The organism is Paenibacillus swuensis (assembly GCF_001644605.1).
GTDB lineage: Bacteria > Bacillota > Bacilli > Paenibacillales > DY6 > Paenibacillus_N > Paenibacillus_N swuensis.
The window spans coordinates 346,943-369,120 of sequence record NZ_CP011388.1; the positions used below are offsets into that span (position 1 = coordinate 346,943).

Annotated in this window: 14 protein-coding genes; 3 read left to right on the plus strand and 11 right to left on the minus strand. The window is 45.6% G+C overall.

Features of this window, described 5'->3' with window-relative positions; all coding sequences use genetic code 11:
• Nucleotides 1-8: 8 nt before the first annotated feature.
• From SY83_RS01620 to SY83_RS01635, 4 genes are all read right to left on the minus strand, one after another.
• Nucleotides 9-1,316: a glycoside hydrolase family 125 protein gene (locus tag SY83_RS01620; protein WP_068603627.1), complete on the minus strand. Its 1,308-nt coding sequence runs from the start codon at nt 1,314-1,316 to the stop codon at nt 9-11.
• Between the two features lie 81 nt (nt 1,317-1,397).
• Complete coding sequence (locus SY83_RS01625; RefSeq protein WP_068603629.1) at nt 1,398-3,080, minus strand: hypothetical protein; 1,683 nt, start codon at nt 3,078-3,080, stop codon at nt 1,398-1,400.
• A gap of 340 nt (nt 3,081-3,420) precedes the next feature.
• Nucleotides 3,421-6,558, minus strand: a complete 3,138-nt coding sequence (locus SY83_RS01630; RefSeq protein ID WP_068603631.1) for an alpha-mannosidase — start codon at nt 6,556-6,558, stop codon at nt 3,421-3,423.
• A gap of 26 nt (nt 6,559-6,584) precedes the next feature.
• Nucleotides 6,585-9,617, minus strand: a complete 3,033-nt coding sequence (locus SY83_RS01635; protein ID WP_231891351.1) for an alpha-mannosidase — start codon at nt 9,615-9,617, stop codon at nt 6,585-6,587.
• A gap of 211 nt (nt 9,618-9,828) precedes the next feature.
• Between SY83_RS01635 and SY83_RS01640 the strand changes: the two genes are divergently transcribed.
• The gene (locus SY83_RS01640; protein WP_068603633.1) at nt 9,829-10,872 is read left to right on the plus strand and encodes a C40 family peptidase; all 1,044 of its coding nucleotides are present in this window, start codon (nt 9,829-9,831) and stop codon (nt 10,870-10,872) included.
• Nucleotides 10,873-10,947: 75 nt separating this feature from the next.
• On the opposite strand, the gene SY83_RS01645 is transcribed toward SY83_RS01640, so the two are convergent.
• The gene (locus SY83_RS01645; RefSeq protein ID WP_068603635.1) at nt 10,948-12,048 is read right to left on the minus strand and encodes a slipin family protein; all 1,101 of its coding nucleotides are present in this window, start codon (nt 12,046-12,048) and stop codon (nt 10,948-10,950) included.
• A gap of 590 nt (nt 12,049-12,638) precedes the next feature.
• Here SY83_RS01645 and SY83_RS01650 point away from each other — a divergent pair.
• Nucleotides 12,639-13,943, plus strand: a complete 1,305-nt coding sequence (locus SY83_RS01650; RefSeq protein ID WP_068603637.1) for a helix-turn-helix transcriptional regulator — start codon at nt 12,639-12,641, stop codon at nt 13,941-13,943.
• A complete protein-coding gene (locus tag SY83_RS01655; RefSeq protein WP_068603639.1) occupies nt 13,918-14,721 on the plus strand; it encodes a WYL domain-containing protein in 804 nt (267 codons plus the stop codon). Before SY83_RS01650 ends, SY83_RS01655 begins: the two co-directional genes overlap by 26 nt.
• A 124-nt stretch (nt 14,722-14,845) precedes the next feature.
• Here the strand turns inward: SY83_RS01655 and SY83_RS01660 are convergent, their stop codons facing one another.
• The 6 genes from SY83_RS01660 to SY83_RS01685 form a co-directional block, all read right to left on the minus strand.
• On the minus strand, nt 14,846-15,259 hold the full coding sequence (locus tag SY83_RS01660; RefSeq protein ID WP_068603641.1) for a very short patch repair endonuclease: 414 nt from the start codon (nt 15,257-15,259) through the stop codon (nt 14,846-14,848).
• 81 nt (nt 15,260-15,340) lie between these two features.
• The gene (locus SY83_RS01665; RefSeq protein WP_068603643.1) at nt 15,341-16,471 is read right to left on the minus strand and encodes a DNA cytosine methyltransferase; all 1,131 of its coding nucleotides are present in this window, start codon (nt 16,469-16,471) and stop codon (nt 15,341-15,343) included.
• Between the two features lie 130 nt (nt 16,472-16,601).
• A complete protein-coding gene (locus SY83_RS01670) occupies nt 16,602-18,458 on the minus strand; it encodes a Z1 domain-containing protein (protein WP_068603645.1) in 1,857 nt (618 codons plus the stop codon).
• On the minus strand, nt 18,455-19,558 hold the full coding sequence (locus SY83_RS01675; RefSeq protein ID WP_231891352.1) for a restriction endonuclease PLD domain-containing protein: 1,104 nt from the start codon (nt 19,556-19,558) through the stop codon (nt 18,455-18,457). Before SY83_RS01675 ends, SY83_RS01670 begins: the two co-directional genes overlap by 4 nt.
• A gap of 288 nt (nt 19,559-19,846) precedes the next feature.
• Nucleotides 19,847-20,080: a hypothetical protein gene (locus tag SY83_RS01680; RefSeq protein WP_068603650.1), complete on the minus strand. Its 234-nt coding sequence runs from the start codon at nt 20,078-20,080 to the stop codon at nt 19,847-19,849.
• A 17-nt stretch (nt 20,081-20,097) separates the two neighbouring features.
• On the minus strand, nt 20,098-22,176 hold the full coding sequence (locus tag SY83_RS01685; protein WP_068603652.1) for an AIPR family protein: 2,079 nt from the start codon (nt 22,174-22,176) through the stop codon (nt 20,098-20,100).
• Between the last annotated feature and the right edge of the window lie 2 nt (nt 22,177-22,178).

Sequence of the window (22,178 nt, forward strand, 5' to 3'; positions counted from 1 at the left end):
AACTATTCTTATTCAGTAACAGCTGGATGGCCTTCCCTGACAAGGGAATAAATCCATTCACCGAACAACGTGTTCGCCCAGGCAAACCAGGGTCTCGTGAATTGACTTGGATCGTCCACATGGAAGCCTTCATGCATAAAGCCGGTATTTGCCGTTGTCGTCTCCAACATATGGACCAGACGCTTAATCTCTTCATCGTCCGTTGACGTCAAACCCTGCATGACTAGCGCGATCGGCCAGACATAACCTTCCGGGGTATGCGGACTTCCGATTCCTTTGGCATATTCCCCTTCATAGTAGGAAGGGTTGCCTTTACTAAGCAGGAACTTCCTTGTGTTGCGGTAAACCGGATGATCCGAACTGACATAACCGAGATACGATGCGGACAGCAGACTAGGCACGTTCGCGTCATCCATAAGGAGATGATTGCCGAAACCGTCCGTCTCGTATGCGTAAATCTTCCCAAACTCCGGATGATGTACGACGCCGTATAACTCGATGGCATCCTTGATTTCCGTTCCCAATGTCATAGATAACTCCGCTAACCGCTCGTCCGAGTAAATGACCTTGGCGATTTCCTCAAGATAACCGAGAACGACGACCGCGAACATATTGGAAGGAATGAGATAATTAAACGTGCAGGCATCGTCGCTCGGGCGAAAACCCGACCACGTCATCCCGGTGTCATTAACCGGTCGGCCTTTACCTCCTGCAGGAATCGTATCGAACGACACATAAGGGTTCTTGCGGATGAAGGAGTAGTCCGATTCTTCCGCATGACGTTGTTCAATCTTCCATACTCGGATGATCTCGTAAGCGGCATCGCGGAACGCGCTGTCAAATACCGAAGAGTCAGCCGTCGCCTTCCAATAGAGATAGGCTAGTTGGATTGGATAACAGAGAGAATCGATTTCGTATTTGCGCTCCCAGACGGTGGGATGCGAATGAGTCTCGTCTTTATGTCCGTTGCCGTTCGCTTCCTTATTAAAGGCATTGGCATAGGGGTCTAGCAAGATATAAGCAACCTGCCTTCGAACGACGCCGCTAATAATGCTACGAAGCTCCTCGTCTTCCTTCGCAAGTTGAACGAAGGGTCTCAATTGGGCGCTGGAATCCCGCAACCACATCGCGGGGATATCGCCCGTAATGACGAAAGTCGTATCGTCATCTAGCATCTCCACCGTGGTCTCCAGCGTATTCGGATAACATTGGAGAAACATCCTTCGAAGTTCCGGACGATGAGTCAGTTTCTCGGAAACTTCGTTAAGCGCTGCCGTTACGGCTGCTGGCAATTTTCTATTCAACTTCTGGGTCATCTTCTCAGCCTCTTTCTTGTGTGTTACTCGCGAAGAAGATGGCACGCACTTCCGTGTGCGCCATCTTCTATGTTTTTACTCTTAATAAATTTTAATAGAAGAAGCTTGATCGTTAACCTCGTCGCCAATCCACGGCTGATCAGAGGTGAACGTCCACTTCGTCCCTAAGTAATTGTCGTGCTCATACATCTCGACGGTCCACCCGGATGGAATTTTGAGAGAAGTCACCCAATCGTTCTGAATACCTGCGGCTTGCAGCTGCCCTAATGTGTAATTCCCCTTCCCCAGCGATCCGGATGCCCCTCCGTAATCAATATCCTCATAGAATATGGCTTCTGAACTTCCGCTCGTGCCTTTCACTTTAAAGCCGATTACCGAGTTGGCGGGAATGTTCAGCGTCGTCGTAATGGAACCATTGTTCACGGTAACCGCTACGTTTTCCTTGATCGAGGTCGCATCATTATTAACGGAAGCTTCATAAATCTCCAGCGTCGCGTTCCCGTCAGCCAATCCCGTGTTATTCAATGTTACGCTGGCTGTATTCGTCGTTGTGTCACGATTAACCAATACCCCAATTTTGTCACCGGTGGAATTAACCGCCCCTAACGCGCTGGAGATATTACTGTATGAGGTGCTTTTAATGCTGCTATCCCCGTCTCCAAGACCGACTTTCGTAGACATTAACCGATAGGTTCTTGTCTTAGGAGATAACACGCCCCCTTGCTCGATATGCCAGAATGGATAGTTGTGATCATACTTTCCTAATGAGAACAGATAAGCTCCCTCCGTGCCGACCTTAAACATGTCGTTCAGTTTTAATCCGACATAGGAGATGGTCTCGTCTCCCGTCGTATTGATCGGTGTTCCTCCATTTGTCGGTCCGTTAATGCCGGCGTCATAATTCCATTCGGTGACATGAACGGGAAGGTTCGGTTTACCGCGGTTCGCCGCCCAACCTCTCCAGTCGTTTACAACATTCGAAATTGTCCCTTCTCCGTTGTAAACATGGAAGCTGATGAAGTTAAAGTTATCCCGGTTGCGGGGATCATCCAGGATATATGTAACATAAGCAGGCCATCCAACCCCGCCCGCGAGCGTTGGGCCTCCCAGTTCAACCGTGTTCTGTGTATCGGTTGCCCTCACGGCATTCGTGACATGGTAGAAGATTTCATTGTAAGCACCGGGATGATTGTTGCCCGATTCATAAGGACTTCCGCTCAGGTTCAATGCGGATGGATTATCCGGCTCGTTCCAGATCTCGACAAGCGAGACTTTTCCGTGATAGCGCTGGTAAACCTTCTTGACAATGTCCTCGTACACTCCCCAGTCCTTGGGAACGCCGGATACGCCGCCGCTGTGGGTCAGCCAAGGCGGAGCGCCTGTAAAGAGCAGCATAATCTTGAATCCCTTGTCGTACCAAGTATTCAAAGGATCGATTGCGCCCCAGTTCCAATTATCCGGATTCTGAATGTCGTTCACGTTATTCTTGTAATCGGTTAAATTCGTATTCTCAATCAAATGTTCCATCCAAGCCTCGACTCTAACCACCTTGAAGCCAACATCCTTGAGCTGCTGAATGGAAGCCGCATCGTTCGGACCGTTCCCTACCCCGCCGAATACGTCTGCGTGTCCGGCTGCGATCGTATTGTTGTAATCAATCGTAACGGAACCGTTAGCCGCGCTTGCCGTGCCCGGAACAAGAACTCCCATGAGCAGACATGCTGTCATTAATATTCCTGTGAACCTGCCTTTACCTTTTCTCATCATCCTACCTCCATATTATAAAAATAGTATTGTTGCCTAGCTCTCAACCAGACTACCACTCAAATTTATGATCACCCCTCTCTCCCAAAAAAACTGAAAGCGCTTAATTTAAGTTCTTGTTTAGTATAAATTAGACCGTACGAGATTTAAATAAAGAAACCTCGAAAGCAGTTTGTAAATCAACAATGATCCGTGAATGTACAGAAACCCGGATGGCCTAAGGCTAACCGGGTTTCTAAGACTATAATTTGAGAACATCGTCTGTTAACTTGAGTTCATTTTCGCTTAATTCCAGGTTGTTTAACGCGGCGATATTGCTATTACATCAATTACCTCTATCTCATTCTTTCAGTTCCAAGGTCCGAACTTGATAAGGAATCATTCCCACTTGAAGCCCTGTCTCTTCTATCCTATGAACTTTATCCATCGGTTCCTCCAATAGATTAGTTTCTTGCCACGCGCTCAATGGTAAATGGAGATTAAGCTTAATGGACTCGCGCACGCCTCCCGATTCATAAAGTCGGATAATGGTGCTATCCCCGTCCTCAGAACGCTTGATTGTATCCAGGATAACCCCCGTAGCCTCCACATGGATAAAACTATGACGAAATGGAAGTTTACCGGATTTACTGTAGGAAGAACCTTCTACAACGATCAGTGAATGATTAAGTTCATAGCCTTCGCGAACAATATTCGCTTCCCGCCTGTTTCCAAGGTGAGGGTAAAGTGAGTACGTGAACTGATGATCTCCTTGATCCGCAGTTCGATCCGGCCAATCCGACGAACGCAACAAAGATAAGCGTAGAACGTTTCCTTTGATGTCGTACCCATATTTGCAATCGTTCAGGAGGGCGACTCCATAATTGTCTTCAGACAAATCCGCCCAACGATGCCCGCAGACTTCGAACTGGGCCCGGTCCCAGCTGGTGTTCGTATGTGTCGTTCTCTCAACAGCACCGAATGGAATCTCATACGTGGCTTTAGAGGATAGGATGTCCACCGGAAAAGCGACCTTAAGCAATTTATGCTTCTCGTTCCAGGAGACGCTTGTTTCGAAATCAATGCGACGGGAATCTCTGTAGAAAATGATGTTTTGTGTAACCGATGAACGGTTTAGTTGCCATTCAAAGCGGAGAATATCACGGTTCTCGCCACTATGAACGACTTCGGCGCTTTTGAGCGTTGGCAGCTCTGCAGGTTGCTTCTCAAAGCGCGGATCTATATCCCACGCGTCCCAGACAAGGGGCCGGTCGTGGAACATCTGCAACTGATTGGCCGGTTGACCCGAAATGAGAACTTCCCTGCCAGCTTCCTTATCATAGAGACGAACGAGTTCTCCTCGATCATTCCATTCCGCCGAATACAAGTTCGTTTCCCAAATCCCATCAAACGTGATGACTTGCTCTTGTTCCTTGTTATGTTCCTTGTTATGTTCCTCCGCTTGCCTTAACCAAATCGTTGCGTAACCAAGCGAAGGTATTCCCGGAACAAATACACAAAGTTCGTACATCTCGGTTCCAATCACACGAAGATCCGTCTTTAGGCGAACCCCGCTCTCATCGTATGCGAAAACGTTAATGAGTTCAGATCCTCCTGTTATGGTGACAAGACTTTCCCTTTTCCAAGATAAACTATTAAATATGTGATAAGCTTTCCCGCCGGCGGCCGATACTTCTATAAAGCCTGCAAGAGCTGCAACCGCATCTTTTTGAGCTTTTTCACCAATGTCAAAAGCCTCAGCATAGTCTTGTTCGGAACGTTCATAGACCTCTTGAATAGAGGTTCCTGGAATAATGTCATGGAATTGGTTCAGCAGCACTTGCTTCCAGCCTTTGGCCAGCGCTTCGGAGGGGTAGGCGCCCCCAAATAAAGTATGGATGCTGCTCCAGACCTCTGCCTCCCTGTACAACGCTTCCGCTTTACGATTCCATCGTTTGTTCCGGGCATGTGTCGTATAGGTTCCCCTATGGAGTTCCAAATACAGATCCCCTGTCCATGTCGGCAATTCTGTGCCCGAGCGGGCAGCATGATCGAAAAATTCGTGCGCAGTACCATGTCTGGCTGATGGAAGACCGGGAAGGTTAGCCGAACGTTCTACGTTCTCGATCATTTCACGGGTAACCCCGCCGCCGCCATCCCCGTAACCATATAGCAACATCTGCTCAGGGTGGCATGATTTCTGTTTATAATGGGACCAATGATCATTAATTTCTACAGGATGCGTCTGCTCGTTTAATCCATGATTAATAAAGGATAGAATGCGAGTGCCATCGATTCCGACCCAATGGAATAAATCGTAAGGAAAGGCGTTCGTATCGTTCCATCCCATCTTGGAAGTCATGAAGTATTCAATGCCTGCCAGCTTCAATAGCTGAGGTAAAGAAGCGCAGTATCCAAACGTATCGGGCAACCATTCGATCCGGGGAACCGCTCCAAACTCCTCACGGAAAAATTTCATTCCGTGTAATAATTGTCGTACCAATGACTCCCCCGAAGGAATGTTCAGATCCGGTTCTACCCACATGCCGCCAACGACTTCCCATCTGTCCGAAACAATATGACGTTTAACTCTGTCATACACATCGGGATAGTGCTCCTTAGCGTAGGAATAGAGCTGAGGCTGGCTTTGGGAATATACAAATTTGGGATACTCATCCAATAAAGTGGAGGCCGTCGAGAACGTCCGGCTCACTTTACGCACCGTTTCTTTCAGCGGCCACAGCCATGCCGTATCGATGTGAGACTGGCCGACCATTAACATGGTTCCTGCTGCTGAAGTATGTGATGCAAGCCGCTCTTTCAGCTTCAACTCCGAATCTAACCATACATTCTGATCATTCCATGACCCAGGCTCTCCGAAACCGTGATCATCCATGACTTGATGCAGTTCACGAATAATGGCCAATTTAGCCGCATCTGTATCGGGAAGAAGTTTCGCGGCCTCCGCGTATACATAAATCGTATACCGGAAGCTTTGCAACGCTTCGTTCGGCGCCACCAGTCGGCTTTTCGCTAAGTATAAAGGCGGCGGATCTGTCTCTTTCGGAATATGATCCGTGAAACCACTCATTAATTCCGAGGGATATCCCGGAGGGTTATACCATTCGATACGCAGTAAAGCAGAACCCGCCGCAATCACTTCGGCATGGAGCGGAATGTAGCTGCGATTGCCGTCCAACCCGTGATAGGGAATACCATTCACATATAAGAGCCCTTCTCCGCCTCCGCCATCAATCCACAATCCAACCTTCCCGCTTCGCCATGACGGAGGAATGTGGATTTCCTGTTCCAGGATAAAAGTTGTGCCCCGATCTGCCAGCCAGTCTCCTTCGGTCACCAGACGACTGTCTTCTTGGTTAGAGACGTAAAACCCGGGGGCTTCGTAGCTGCAAGTTTTGAACGTCCATGGATTGAGTTGAATTTCGGATAGCCATTCATTTTCCTTTAATTGACGGATAAAGCGCTCAATTCTAAGCATTAAGAATATCCTCCCTATTCCGTTAATTACATAACAATTCGAATCGTCTTGATCTCGAATGCGCTGAACCGCAACCTCACTGCACCATTGTCCGATTCCAGGGAAGCGATCGTTTCCTCCATCAAGTTCGTTTCTTCGATGGAAAGGTACGGGTGAGCCACCTGCAAATTCACATTTGCCTGACCTCCGGACGTTTCATATAAACGAATGATGAGGCTATGATCATCCTCGGCTTGTTTCACAGCTTCGATCATAATATGTGGATGGTCCACCTTGTACAGCGAATCGGAAGCCGCCATAGTCCCCGATTTACTCGCCGGTTTAACCGAACGTAGTGGCGTATTCAACTCGTAACCGTCTTTATACACTAGCGCTTCCGCGCAGGAGCCCGCATGGGGAAGGATCGAATACACGAATTCGTGCACAGCTCTGTCCGCCAACGGATCCGGATACGCGGGACTTCTTAACAGATTGATATCAAGCACACCATTCTCGACCCGATGACCGTACTTGGAATCGTTCAACATCGTAACGCCATAGCGGCTCTCCGACACGTCAATCCAATGGTGGGCGCAGATCTCATCCCTAGCGGTATCCCAAGATGTATTGCGGTGCGTCGGTCGTTTAATGGAGCCGAACTGAATCTCGCTGGTTACTAAATCCGTTGCGATAGCAAGCGGAAAGGAAGAACGAAGCATCTTGTCCGATTCCTGCCAATCAACACGTGTCTCGAATACGATTTGTCTGCTTTCCGAAGACAGCTTCACGCGTTGTGTCAATTCGGAATTCCCGAACACGTAATGCTGCTCCACCACTGCGTAAGGTCCATCTATATATGCCTGAGTAGATGCCGGTTGCAATTCAATCGACGCGCGCTCGCGGTAGTCGCCCGGGAAATCCCACGCATCCCCGCCCCGGTCATCGAACAAGACCAGGTTGTTTCCAGTCCTGCCTCCTTGCAGCAGCTCTCTTCCTTCCCTCTTGTCGAACAGGGAAACGATTACGCCCGCTTCATTCAGCACTACGCGAATTTCTTCATTCTCGATCCCTTCGCTTGATGCTTTCAGTTGAACGAATTCAGTTACACCAACAACCTCTTCGGGTTCCACGGCGCAATAACCCATAGAAGGTACGACGGCTTTCATCCAACCTTTCTTAAGCTGGACCCACTCCGCGCGTTCCCAAGGCAGAGAATTGAAGTAAACGACAGGGTCCCGGTAGTCAGATAAATTAAGGTTATTGGCGATCTCCCCGTAAGCGACCTCAATGCCCTTCTCTACTGTTTTCGTAATCTCCTCATATCGAGCCAGCGATTCATCATAAACCCGTCCGATCGATGATCCCGGCAAAATATCATGGAACTGATACAACAGCACTTCCTTCCAAATCTCCTCGAGCTCCTGCTTCGGGTAAGGGACAGCGCATGCCCGTGAAGCGAACGAGGCGGCAAACTCCCATTCACGAAGTGATTTCTCCAGCCTGCGGTTAAACTTCTTGTTCCGAGCCTGCGTAGTCAACGTTCCCTGATGCTTTTCCAGGTAGAGTTCGCCCTTCCACGTTTTGTAATGGGACGCCCCTTCTTGCAATTTATCCAGAAAATCGATGGACGGCTCTTGCTCAACAGGCGGAAGGCCAAGCAGATTCTTCTCCCGTTTCAGTCGCTCCAGATGCTCTTCACCCGGTCCGCCGCCTCCGTCACCGATTCCGAACAACATGAGGGCGCGGTCGGAAACCCCGCTATCGTGATATTCCTTCTCGATCTTCACCAGGGAACGAGGGGCGGACGGTGAATTGTAAGTATCTTCAGGCGGTAAATGCGTCAGCACCTTGCTTCCGTCGAGACCTTCCCAGAAGAACGTATGATGCGGATAATCGTTGTACATATTCCAAGAGAGCTTCTGCGTGACCATATAGTCGACACCCGATTTTTTGAGAAGCTGAGGGAGACTCGCGGAATAACCGAATATATCAGGTACCCACAACATGCGCACGTCAATACCAAATTCCTGTTTAAAGTATCGTTTCCCGTACAAAATTTGCCTGACTAACGCCTCGCCTCCTGCCACGTTGGAATCCGGTTCTACCCACATGGCGCCTTGAACTTCCCAACGCCCTTCTTTAATTCGTTGTTTAACGGATTCGAAGAGGGCAGGGTAATGCTGCTTGATCCATTCGTATAGCTGCGGTTGGCTAGCCCCGAAGACGTAATCCGGATATTTCTCCATCATGCGCAAAGCCGTCGCGAACGTTCTGGCTCCCTTACGAATGGTCTCGCGAATCGGCCATAACCAGGCTAAATCCATATGGGCATGTCCTATGGCGCTGACGCGGATTGTCGGATCCCCGCCCCGCTTCTTCAACTCAACCGAGAGACGATGTCTTGCCGCACCGACCGATTCCGGCGTTATATCCATAAGAACATGAGAAACTTCGAATAATGCCTGCAAAATCTGTTTCTTACGCGATGACTCATTGGATAATTGATCTGCTAATTCCATCAAAACTTCCAAATCATAGTACAATTGCTTATTCTCTTCGAGGCAAACCGCGATCAAAGCTTCCTTCAGCTTACCGCTCCGATAACGCCCGAACAGATCGTTACATCCGGCATCGCCCCATAAGTCGATACGTTCCCCGCCCTTCGCTTGCTCGGCAACATATACAACTCGTTTGCCCGGCAATCCGAGGGCGTAGTCGTATTCAGAATTAATATTCGTAAGCCCTTGATAGGGAGAACCGTCGGCATCAACCACGCAGAGCTCCCCATTCACATCGATAAGCAGCACGACGGACTGACCGGCAGCGGCGGCGGGAACGATTCCTTGGAAATGGAACCAAGCGCAGTCCCACAACTCTCCCCACGGATCGCCCGGGTTAAGTGTAATAGCTTTGCCTGATGTTCTCTCCTCGTAGGGCACAGGCTCCTTCGTCACCCAAGCTTGCACGGATAACGATTCGATGGGCTGATAGATGGATTGTTCAATACGATCCTTTAAGGAATGGAATCTTTCGACGGTTAATGACTCATAGGGCATAGGATTCACGCTCGCTTCACTCAATTGTAAAAACTTACTCTATTATGCCAACCGCCCGGAACTTTTGTAATACAAATTACTCGAATTTCATTTCAAAAACATTAAACTTTCTCTCCCGATATTACATGAAAGTATATCTCACATAAACCTTACATAAATATAGAAAACTATTCTATTTGCTCTCTTTTTGCTATAAACTGAACATGTTACTACCATTTCATGGAGGTGCGTATTCATGTTCAGTTGCAAGAAGTGGACTCAAGTTACACTCAGTCTGGCACTAATTCTAACCCTTTTGCCAGGTATGTCCTTGGCCAAACGGACAGATGCACAACCTGAGCTCCAAGCATCGGGAACGACTGCCTACATCTCGGTAGCCGTTGCCACACAATGGACCTTGTCCGGAATGAACTCAGTTCGTCCAGTCGATGCACCCGCTCTCAGTAATCCGGTAGATATGCGGGCATGGACAAGAAACATGACACTAGCAGAAAAAACACAACTCTCAACGAACGGAATGTTAGAGACGGAAGCCTTGTACGGCCATAAAGTGATGATTACACAAGACCTTGGGGAATGGGTAAAGGTTCAAGTCTTAGAACAACCGACACCAAGAGATCCTATCGGGTATCCGGGTTATATGCCTAAACGTCAACTGACTACAACCCTTAGCCTGGATGCGTTAGCGGGGAATCGGCAAGCTGTCGTTACTACAAACTTCGGCATGTTGTATGATAACGAGTCGTTACAGGTGCCTTTCTTAGAACTTAGTTTTAATACGAAGCTCCCTATTGTAGGCGAGAACAGTACGCTATATTTAGTAGCAACGCCCGATGCAGGGAATAAATGGATTAAGAAAACAGAGGTTAACGTACTTACTCCCGGCGCGCCTCCTGTACCCGTGAGTCAGCAAGATCTGGTGAACACCTCACGCAAATTTATCGGACTACCCTACTTATGGGCAGGGGTTTCCGCTTACGGCTACGATTGTTCAGGCTATACATACAGCATTTATAGGGCACACGGGATAACGATCCCACGCGATGCAGGGCCCCAATCCCAAGCGGGTACCGCTATATTGAAGAGCAATCTTCAACCGGGAGACCTAGTGTTTTTTGCCACCAAGAATGGAAAGGGCACTGTCCACCATGTAGGAATGTACATCGGAAACAATCAAATGATCCATTCACCGAACTCCGCCTCTCAAATTCATATCGCCTCGCTGAGTGAATCTACTTGGTTGAGAGAGTATGCGGGAGCCCGGCGTTACTTGCCGTAATGATAACTTCGAAGATATTCTAAAATCCCAAAAGACCGCCGTTTCTTCAAGAAATGGCGGTCAATCAAATTAAAACTATTTCTTCCCAAACAGCGCGTTCATCTGCTCCAACATGTTCCCGCCGCCCGTCAGCGAGATATGCCCGATCTTCTCACAGATCTTCTCCACAAACTCCAGCTCCTTGAGCCGATACAGCGTCTGGTTCTCGTCCATCAGCTTCGCGGTGTTGAGCAGGCTGCGGGTCGAGGCCGTTTCTTCCCGGCGGGTGATGAGGTTGGCTTGGGCCTTCTTCTCCGCGTAGAGTACGGTATTCAAGATGTCCTTGATTTCCCCAGGGAGTATAATATCCTTCACCCCAGCCGAAACGAACTCCACCCCATACCCCGCCTGCTTCTCCGCCAACCGCGACATGACAAAAGCCGCAATCTCCTCCTTCACCCGCAGCAATTCATCCAACTTCATCGTCCCCACATACTCGCGCAAAATCAACTGCAACAACACATACAACTGATCCTCCATCGAGCGAATCTGCAACACCTTCAGTGCATCCGTCACACGGTATTGGCAGACGAAGTTTAGGCGAAGCGTGATTTTGTCCTCCGTCATCATCTCCTGCCCCAACAGATCCAATTGCTGCTGCCGCAAATCCGTCGTCCTCACCTCCACCTTCACCGGTCCGCGCCAGAACACATACTTCCCCGGCCCCAATTCCCGCTGCAACACATGGTTGTAATACAATAGCCCCGTCTCGTGCGCCTGCACCTCTAGCCCCTGCACATACCCGGCCAACTTCGGCACAATCGCCGCATCCACCTCATCGGACAACATCGGATCACCCAGATCCACACGCACGAATCGATTCGCCCGCATCACGTTCCAGAACGCATACTGCCCCGAGGTCAACACGCCCGCGAACTTCCCGTCTTCATACCGCAGCACCAGCTCCGAGTCCGCCACATCCACCACGTCCACATCCTGCAACAACGCCGCATCCCCGAGAAACCCCTTCAGAGCCTTCCCTTCGACAGCCAAAGGCTTCGCCGCATCCACCACCGCAACCGTCTGCCCCAGAACCGACCACACCGTGTACGTCTCCGGCAACAGATAGCGCGCATAACTCCCTTTATGGAACAAAAGACCGCGTTGGTCCTCTTGAATCGTCACTTTATTAAACATATGTACTTCCTCCCAACACATAATGAAGTGTGACCGTACTTGGAAATGCTCCCGGCGCTAATACGGAGTCGGCTTAAGTGCAGGCGGGGCGCGAGCTTAAGGAACCAAGACGATGGAAGCGAACATCCGGCACAAACGCTGCCTTCATCCCTGCCAACACTCCAATGTTCTCCAAAATGCTTCGCACACCCTCCCGCGCGGGATCCGCCTTCTGCTAAGTTCAGCCCCGGTTGCCTCACCCGCAGGTGTGGCTGAGCATTCCCTTCCGGGTCTTAAATTTTTTAAGTGCCCTTACGGGCTCCAACCATGATCGCTTGAAAGGCGAGCGGGGAATTGAACCCCTTGGGACATGGCCCCTTACCGGTGTACAGTACACCTGCGCCAACCCGGCGCAAGTACTGCGGGAGCATCTGAACTCCCTGCCCAAGGTACAACCGGCAGGTTGCCATGTCGGATATCCTGATTATCACCCGAAATCGGGCCCGCGAACATGGCGAAAGTATTACGACACTTCAAGTTTTTCTTTATTCCCACCTGCGAACGGGACTGCTACAATGGAATGTACATGCAATGAAACGGGGCGAGGGCGCGTGGCCAGAGAGAGTTTTGACAAAGAGATTCAACTGCTGAGAGTGATGTCGCAGACCGGCGGGGCGTATACCCGGCAACAGTTTGCGAAGCGCATGGGCATCTCCGTACATACCTATGACAAAACCATCCGCCGCCTCAAAGACATCGTCCGCATCGTCCGGAAACGGGCACCGGGGACTGCCAACGAGGAGTTGGCCGATTCCCTGCGGAACGATTATTACAACTCACCGGATCCGATCTTGTTGATGCTGTTCCGGGCTAAGTCCGTGAAAGAGTCGGAAAGCCATCGGTTATCCCTCATCGTACAGACGCTGAACGGACAGGCGATGACGACGATGGAGCTGTTGGATGCTTGTTGCGCGGGCGTGGATGAGGCGTTCCCGATGCCGGACGAGAAGACCATTCGTTCCGACCTCAAGTATCTGGAGGACGTAGGCGTGGTATACCGGGAGCCGGGCGGGCGTCCCCACCGATATCAGCTGGATCTGCGGCTGCTTGCGGACTTGTCCGAGGAGGAGCGCACGGATCTGTACGACTTCGTGGACGTCATGGCGAACACGCAGATTCCTTCGGTTCAAGGGTTTCTCCTGCGGGATAGCTTGAAGCGGACGGTGGGTTCGGAGCCCCCTTTTGCCTATAAGTATCATTATCCCTCCCGCCTTCTGGACGAAGCGCATCTGTATCGGTTGTTGGCGGCCATTCAGGCGCGTCGCGAGATTCAGTTCGTGTATTACTCCCCCAAGTCCCGCACCAGTTACGGTTCCCGCAATACCAATCCCCTCTTCGAAAGCCAGAGCAAAGGCCGCGCGGAACGGGTCCTTCCGATGAAAGTGATCTATGACCATCAGTATGGGCGGTGGTATGTGGTGGGCATGAATGCGCGGCAGGGGCTGATGATCTTCCGGATGGAAGGGCTCACGGAGTTGGAGGAAGGCGAGGCGGTGGATGAGGACGTTTATGGGCAAAAGCTCGCTGTCGTCGAACAAAAACTCCGCCTCAGTTGGATGGTGGATACGACTGCGCCGGTGGTGATTCGTGCGCGGTTCTTTCATCCCGGGCCGTCGGAGAAGAACTTCGTGAAGGAGCGTGTGCTCATGCAGGGGCAGTGGGGCGTGATCACCGAGGAGGACGAGGCGTCGTTCGTGTATGAGATTACCGTGAACGGGATGACCGAGATCAAGCCTTGGCTGCGGAGCTTCGGGTCTTCATGTGAGGTGCTGGAACCCGCGAGGCTGCGGCAAGAGTTTATTGCGGAATGGAAGGAGTTGCAGGGGTATTATGAATCCGTTCGAGAAGATATTTAACTATCAGATCCTGTCGCGGATGGAGGGATCGGGGGCTGTAACCATCACGTCACATGAGCGGACGTGGTTGCGTGCAATGCTTGCGCATCCCGCGGCAATGGATGCATTCGAGGCGTCGACGTTGGCGAAGTTGCGCGAGGTATTGGCGGGCACTGGAGTATCCGAGGCCGATGAACTGTACCTGGGCCTGCAGGAGAAAGCAGGCTACGTGCAACGCCAAGTGTACCGCCCCTTGTTGCGCGTGCTGCGACGCATCATTGTAAGCAAGGATGGTGTGCGGATCTCCTACATCCTCAAGAACGGCACGGTACGTCAAGGTTTGCCCGGGTATCCATGTAAACTCGAATACTCCATGGTCAAACGCGAATGGTACCTGCATTGGCTCAACACCCAGAACCACTCCTTCATGTCCACCAAACTGCGCAACATCGTAGATGTGGAATCAGTCGAGGTTCCGGCAGAACTGGCGGAGAAGTATGAGGAGAAGTTGGGGACCTTGGCGGAGGCTCGCCAGCGATCGGCGGAGATTCAGGTGGTGCCCGAGTATAACGTCGAGCTGTCTCGTATTCTCTATGCTTTTTCTTGTTTTGACAAGGAAGTGCGATACGACGAGGAACAAGATACCTACACGATCAAGCTGACGTTCTCCAAGGATGAAATGGAATTCATCTTGAGCAAGGTCCGCTTTCTAGGCAAGCGGGTGTGCGTGGTCAAAAATAAGGCCATGCAGGTTCGCATGGCCGAGACCGCAGCGATGGCGCTGGGGCGTTATGGTTGATCTTATCTGGTAAATCATCGTCATGTTTTAACTTGCTCATCTGTGTAATCATATTTATATTTGTGTTAGCGTGGTTACTTATCACGTACAACAACTATCCTTATTAAAGGTTCATTATAATTTTTTAGCTTTTACGTTCTTTAATACTCGTTACAATCATATCTACTACACTTTCCAAATTCCGTTTTACTTCATGTTCCCAGAAGCGCATTACTTTCCACCCCATGTTTGTATAAATTTCATTAATCTGCTGATCACGTCGTCTGTTTCGCTCTATCTTAGGTACCCAGTACTCTGGGTTAGTCTTAGGGGCTATATAATGTTCGGGGCAACCGTGAAAAAAGCATGAATCCAAAAAAATTACAATTTTATACTTTTTAATTGATATGTCAGGCCTACCTGGTAGGCTCTTGCTGTTTTTTCTAAACCTTACACCGTGTCTCCAAAGCGTCTTTGATATGCGTTCTTCTAACTTAGTTCCCTTAGATCGAATGTTCTGCATATTTTTCCTGCGATGTTCCGGCTTTAGGTTATCCATAAGTTTTTCCCCCATTGGATGACTAAGGTTCAATATAAAGAAAGTCCCTGAACATGTTCAGGGACGCATGACGCATCATATTTATATAAGCACGAGTTCTTCTAATTGAGATTTTCTAAGCATGTCATCTATATTCCATTTAGGAGCAACAGAATCATATTCTATACCCGCGAAGGTTCTCATTATTGCCTCAAGGACCATTTTAGCACCCTCTGGTGGAACAGCCATTCCAACTTGTTGACGTACTTTCTCTTTTGTTCCCTTGAAAAGAAAATTGTCAGGGAATGTTTGAAGTCGTGCACGTTCGCGATTGGTTAGAGCTCTTGGTTCTTCCCAATGGTACATAGAAGTGCCCCCACCACCGCTTCCTGTTACGGTATACGATGGAGTACTACGGTCTAATCTGCGGTAGATCTGACTCATTTTGGCACCTTTCACTTTCAATCGCATCTCTTCAGGAATTCCTTCGTACCATGCATTCTGTCCTTCAGGGATATGCTTAAGGAACTGTATAACTCTAGCGTTATGAACTGGCATATCATGATTAGGTGTATCTTTAAATATAGGGTCATTCATTAACGCTTCAAATGAAGTTTTATATGAAAACTCTCTTCCAGGTCCATGTGTAGGTGCAGGAACTTTAAATTCCATGTTTAAGTCTCTGCGTATTCCAACAATTAAGATTCGTTGACGTGATTGCGGAACACCATAATCAGCAAAATTATATAGATGTGGTGTAAGTCTATAACCGCCAAAATTACCAGCCTCGGACATATCTGTTAGTATTTTTATAAACGCTTTACCTTCGTTTGCACTCTGTAATCCGCCTACATTCTCAGCAATAAACCACAGAGGATTATGATGGTTCATTACTTGTATTCCGTAAGAATACAGCGGCCCAAAAGTACCATCAAATCCCTTCTTCTCACCAACCTGACTAAAGTCGTTGCAAGGAAACCCATATATAAATCCATCTATATTCTCAAGTGTATTAATATTCAAGTTACGCACATCGCCTCGATGAACGGTTTCAGGACGATCAGGACATATATTATACGTATATGTATCACAAGCACTCTCGCAATAATCATTCGACCAAGTATGCTCGATAGAAAATTCCTCATTTGTCACTGGATGAATAACTTTCACCTGTTTTGCGCCCCAAGCAAATCCTCCAGGACCGTTAAAGAGTTCGCCCTTTTTAAATTTCATAGTTATTCCTCCTTACTTTAAAGCTATTATACCACTTCATCTTCTTCTCTACCAGAACAAAATGCGAACAAAACACGAACATAATCCGTGTTTTGTTCACTTATTAATTATACACTTAATGATCTATATATTAATCACCCATATCATCATTAACATCATAGTAAACAATATTACTAGGTAATTTGATATTTGGTACCCACAATTGCTTTCCATCCCATCCTTTGTCCCCCGTCACTTTATAGACAGTCATTATTACCTTGTCTTGAATAGAGGCACCTATTTTCCAATCATTTGGTGACAGAAGTGCTCCGGTTCCTTTTGCAACATTTCTGTTCCTGCGAACAATGAGTATTCCCTGAGATGTAGGCTGTTCTGCCAATATAGAGTTAATAATGGAGGAAAACGCATTTACACGAAAATCTTCTTCTGAAGTAATGTGATTTAATATTTGAATCATGAGTTTCATGCTTACTTGATAATAATCTACCGTTTCATCGAATCGTGCAAAAAGCTTATCTAGTTCCTCTATAGTGTTATTATCTGGTGAGAATGGATAGTAATTCGTTCCACCTGAGATAATAGCAACTCTCTTATTATCAAGTACATTCTTTCTTGTAGCGGCTAGGCCCTCAGGGTAATAAACTTTAATATCACTTAGGCCGCGTTCAACTTGAGATATAAGCGAGTTATTTGTGGAATTTATATCAGAGAATAATTTGTATAAAGTTTCATCAATAAAAACACTCATTAAACCAGCATCTCGATCATATCCGAACATACGACTATGCTGCCACATGGTATCCGCTTGTGGTTTTTTTGCAGTTCGTGTATATAGTATTGTTTGTAATCCAGGGAAGGTTACGCCCCTTCCTAGTGTATTGCCGCCTATTAAAATATTTGATCCGATTTCATAATCTCCGCTTGAAACATAGGAGGATCCGTTCATTACATGCACTTTTATTTCGTTGTTCTTTAATAGCTCTTTAATCTTAGTGTGTACCTCATCAAAAGATGCACGTCTGTATTTCTGAGGATGCTTGCTATTGTATACTTTTTGCAATTCTAGAATAAGCTCAGCATTATTAACATTCTCTTTACAATGCCTAAGCTCTTTAAGTACATTATTCTCATATTCTTTGTGAACAACAGTGCGGACACTTGGATGAATTAAGAAGTTACATACCTTACCCTCAGAGATTAAAATTTGAGCTGAGTTTACTAGATGATGAATAATTGCTGACCCTATCGGCTTATCAAGATTGTCAGTGAATTCAATACAGCCTGGAATGCCTTCTTTAGGAAAGAAATAATCACCACCGAAATATCCTACGCCTGGACGGAAATAGTAGGTAAAATACGGGTGCCATCCTGAAGCCTTTGTTTGTAGGAATATTGATTGAGGTGTCCCTGTAACCTGAAGATATATGCTGCTTGCAGCTTTAGTTTTTATTTCATCCAAATATTTATTGATTGAGGATTTCTTATCTTTATTAACCAAAGTATTTAGAGAAGCTGCATCAGCTTCGTCGTCAATGATAAAAAGTGGATTGCCTTTCATAAATCCAGTTGAAGCCAAGATATTAGTCCACTGCTTCAATGTTCTAGCATTCTTCTTCAGGACAATTATTGTAGGCTTCATTAAGGAATTAAGAGAAAATACCTCTGAATCATATTCATCACAGACACAAAACCCTTTTAAGTCTGCCCGAACTCTATCTATGGTCTGTTGCTGGAGCGCAACATTATCTGTCGTGAGAATAATAAATACAGGAAATCCCAAATCTGATGCAGCGGAGATAATACCAAACATTTGACCTGTCTTTCCTGATTGGACATTTCCAAATAATAGACCTATTTTGTGATCAGTAAATGAAAAATTCTCCAGGTATGTAGGTGCAACATCATATACGGTTTCTTTTATGGACTCAGCAAGTAGCAGGTTCCCTCTATGCTGAATAGTCTCCAGATAAGTATCTAAATATTTCAAACTCTTTCCCCCTGAACAGTTTCCGTACTGCTTGGAAGAAATGAAAGCATCCAAACTTCCATTACCGTACCGTCTTCCATAGTAGTTGTTTCATTTGTCTTTGTTAATGTAATACTCTTTCTACCGTACTTATCTAGTAGTTCCTCTGTTATTAATCCTTTAAATGTTGAATCAGCAACAACATCATTAACTGGTTCTACAATTCCTGAGGCAACAAGACGCCCTTTAATCCAGCGTCCCATTATTTTAAGATCATCTTTGGAGTATAAGTTTTTATTGTTATCACCACATGTCCAAACTTTGAATTTCCAACCATCGTCAGTAACCGCCATGATAGGGGTTTTATACTCTGGATATCCAGGTAACGTACGAATTTCTTTAGCTACCACTACTTCACTTTCCCACCAAACTCTTTTGCGGCCACTAGCATAACATACATTTATATTTGAACCTCTCATCTTTAAGTCGGCGTGGTTTGCTGGAACCTTTAAAGGGATTTCAAAAGAGATATTGGAGATATTTCGTTTGTAAGCACCTACTTCATCTGAGGTAACTTTTGTCACGAATTCTTGGCCGACCAGTGCATTATTTACTTCCCGCACCAGTGGAATTGTAACTTCTTCAATGTTAGCAGAACAATATTGCTCTTTTAATTTATTGATTATCTTTGTTACTTCTTCGATTTCATCTGGGATTTCAGTAACTGTTGATACCTCATATTGCCGTAAGTTCGAGGCCTCTAGTTTAATTGCACCTAAGTTATTGGATCCAATTATTGCAGCTTTCGGGTGTCCCTCTTTGTAAAAGGTATAAAGTTTACCATGATATTTAAAAGCCTTCACAATCCTTACTTCACCAACACCTGACTCCATCCATTTTTCATTGAGCGATGTAGCAGCATGATAGGTACCCTCTGGCATACCTTCTAGAAAATACATACCAATGTTTAGGCATACATTGCTAATGCCATTATCTTCAACAATACTTTGCAATTCCATTAAAGCTGCTTTTGAAACATAACCAACCGCAATCTCCAATCTGTCACAGTTGGTTGCTGCTTCTTTAAAATAATCAATAAATGTTTGTTGCCCTTCTTCCATTCGTAGAGGTAAGATGTTTGAGTATAGTAGTCTCATGTTAGTCTAAGCTCCCGTATTACCAGTTTTCTTTTTTATCCAATAAGCATTCGACTAAATCCTTCCACTTCCTTTTTTGGTTCAAATTAAGCAAACCAAAACATTCATATTTATGAAAGGGTAAAAATTTTTTAATAATTTATAATAATTCTACAATTTAAAATTCAAAGAAGATGATCCCTGAGGATTCAGTAACCACCTTCTTTCAATTGCAATAGTTGAACATTTAAGCTCTATCTTGAAAGGTAACCTCTAAAATAACTCCTTCATAAACAATCCAATAAGCATCTTGGCAACTTCCTGATCTATCTGCAATGATTGACTTATTTTCTCGGGATGCTGTCTATCTGATGATCCGTACGTATCGAGTTGAAATATCTTTTTACCTTCCAGTTCAAATGAAGTGTACGTACAATTGACTGTTGAATGAATGGAATTTCTCTCTTTATCTAAACGGATTATCTTTTCTTTTTGAATAAGTGCCATTGTTAAACCTTCTCCTTTTATGCAGTCCAACCTTCTATCTTGGCTTTATCTATTAGATTAACAAGTTGTTGACTATGAACTTGATTAGGCAACTTAGAAGGAATTAGGCATGCTATTTTCAATGACTCTCCCTCTAGAATTGATAATTTCATATTATTATTATTTAAAAACTCCTTCATTTGTTTCCAATAATCAGCGCCTAAATTTACTACCTTCATTTGCGCCTCAATCCCTGATATTACCTTTTGCTCTTTTTTTGCTATCTTGATCTCAGACTTAAGTTCATCTTTAGCAACTAAAACAGTTACAAGTTCATCAAGCATTTCAACGTCTAAATCACTAATTGCCTTCCAGCAAGCATCACGTTTGCACCATTGAGTAACGTTAGCTATTCCTCTTGATGGACTTGTAATAGAATTAAATACTTCCTTAGTAATTACAATAAGTTGCTTTGTGAGCACTTCATTAATTGATTGTTTATTCCAGATATAATTAAAGTCTAATGTCAACTTAGGGTAATTCCTTTGAATTAAATGTGACAATAACGCTATTGAATAAGTTACTATATTGGCTCTATAACCTTGATCGTACCAAGGCTGTTTAGTCACAAGACTTTCTGTGTGTTTAAACAAAATATATAAAGCAACCGAGTCTTGAAAATATTTTTCGTTAAACGATTCTTCGGATACTGACCATTCAGCGTCAATCTTATTAGCGAACTCAGTAAAGTTTGTTTGCGCTCCTTTACTAACAGTATGTGGTAGACAACGCCAAGAATTGCGTGCTTTCGCCAAGTCAGTCTTGCTCAATAATTGCGCTTTAGGATTTTGCAATAAGAATTTGTTACGTTCACCCTTACTCATTTGCATTTGAGCTTGGAGATACTGTCCTCTTGCTCGCTCATAAAACCAATGGGTATCATGTTGTGCTCCGCCCACTGCAGGAGCATATAACCTTCTTGATATCTGCTCCATTCTAACATGGTATGGATGGGTGGAGAAGAAATCAGCATCACTGACCTTGTTTTGACTATTTGAAGATCTAGATATTTTTTGCATTAAGTCATATGTGGAATCTATACCTGTATTTATTGCTGTTAATTTCATTTGAACGGAAATATTATCTAAGTTGGCTTTATCCTTATATCTGGCGTTAGATAATGAAGCGGTAGTTTGGCCGCCGTTAATAATTTGAAAATCAGATACCCGAGTAATAAATTTACCGAAAGTATTACTCTCGACTTCAACTACATTGGCCGTCGCAGAGATTCCGTTATTAAACGCAAAAAACATCTTTGGTGATGTGAGGATTGTCTCCCTTATCTTTTTATTCACTGAAACTTTAGTACTTAGAAAAGACCTAACATTCCCTTCTAATAACTGCGCACCAAAATTGTCATAAATGTCAGCAAGAATTGTCCCCGGAATTACAGAGAGAAATGACTTATAATGATCATTATCAACCTCATCTGTTTCTAAACAAGGTAATCCATTGGGAACAAATTCTTTAAAATTTATTTCTATACTTTCTCGACCAAAATCTGCTAAAACAACATTATATAATCTCTCTATGTCCCAAATTTGAAATTCAACATTTGCATTCCCTAATTGTTTTATAGAGAAGCTTTCAATTTTCCCGCTCATAAATCCGTCAGTATATAATAAGATTTTATATTTCCTAATCCTATCTTTATTATTTATAAGAATGTCTACTAAATCCGATGCTGATGTACTAACTTCTATTTTTGACTGAAGGTTATTACCTAGTGACTCTTCAACAAAACGCAATGGTAATTCAAATAGACTCTCTGCCTCTGTTTTTGTTAAAGTCCTATCTGCCTCATCACCAATGAAGTCTGCAACAACAAGGTTCATAGTTAAATCAAGCTCATCATAAGAATAACCATCAACTCTTATCTTTCTTCTTCTCAATCCGGTACCAGTATAAAATGATGCTTCAAAATCAGGTATAACTTCTGCATTGGTTAAATAATTACTAAATATATTCACAAAAGCCGCACAAGATCCGTCACCGTAAGTAGCAGCGGTTGACCTAATATCTTGTAAAAAGTCATGTCGAAATGTTGATATATCCATAA

Excerpts from the sequence above, each read along its gene's own strand:
- SY83_RS01685 (WP_068603652.1), bottom strand. The coding sequence starts at position 22,176 with ATGGATATATCAACATTTCGACATGACTTTTTACAAGATATTAGGTCA.
- SY83_RS01630 (WP_068603631.1), bottom strand. The coding sequence starts at position 6,558 with ATGCTTAGAATTGAGCGCTTTATCCGTCAATTAAAGGAAAATGAATGG.
- SY83_RS01640 (WP_068603633.1), top strand. The coding sequence starts at position 9,829 with ATGTTCAGTTGCAAGAAGTGGACTCAAGTTACACTCAGTCTGGCACTA.
- SY83_RS01680 (WP_068603650.1), bottom strand. The coding sequence starts at position 20,080 with ATGGCACTTATTCAAAAAGAAAAGATAATCCGTTTAGATAAAGAGAGA.
- SY83_RS01655 (WP_068603639.1), top strand. The coding sequence starts at position 13,918 with ATGAATCCGTTCGAGAAGATATTTAACTATCAGATCCTGTCGCGGATG.
- SY83_RS01665 (WP_068603643.1), bottom strand. The coding sequence starts at position 16,471 with ATGAAATTTAAAAAGGGCGAACTCTTTAACGGTCCTGGAGGATTTGCT.
- SY83_RS01675 (WP_231891352.1), bottom strand. The coding sequence starts at position 19,558 with ATGGAAGAAGGGCAACAAACATTTATTGATTATTTTAAAGAAGCAGCA.
- SY83_RS01645 (WP_068603635.1), bottom strand. The coding sequence starts at position 12,048 with ATGTTTAATAAAGTGACGATTCAAGAGGACCAACGCGGTCTTTTGTTC.
- SY83_RS01625 (WP_068603629.1), bottom strand. The coding sequence starts at position 3,080 with ATGAGAAAAGGTAAAGGCAGGTTCACAGGAATATTAATGACAGCATGT.
- SY83_RS01620 (WP_068603627.1), bottom strand. The coding sequence starts at position 1,316 with ATGACCCAGAAGTTGAATAGAAAATTGCCAGCAGCCGTAACGGCAGCG.
- SY83_RS01660 (WP_068603641.1), bottom strand. The coding sequence starts at position 15,259 with ATGGATAACCTAAAGCCGGAACATCGCAGGAAAAATATGCAGAACATT.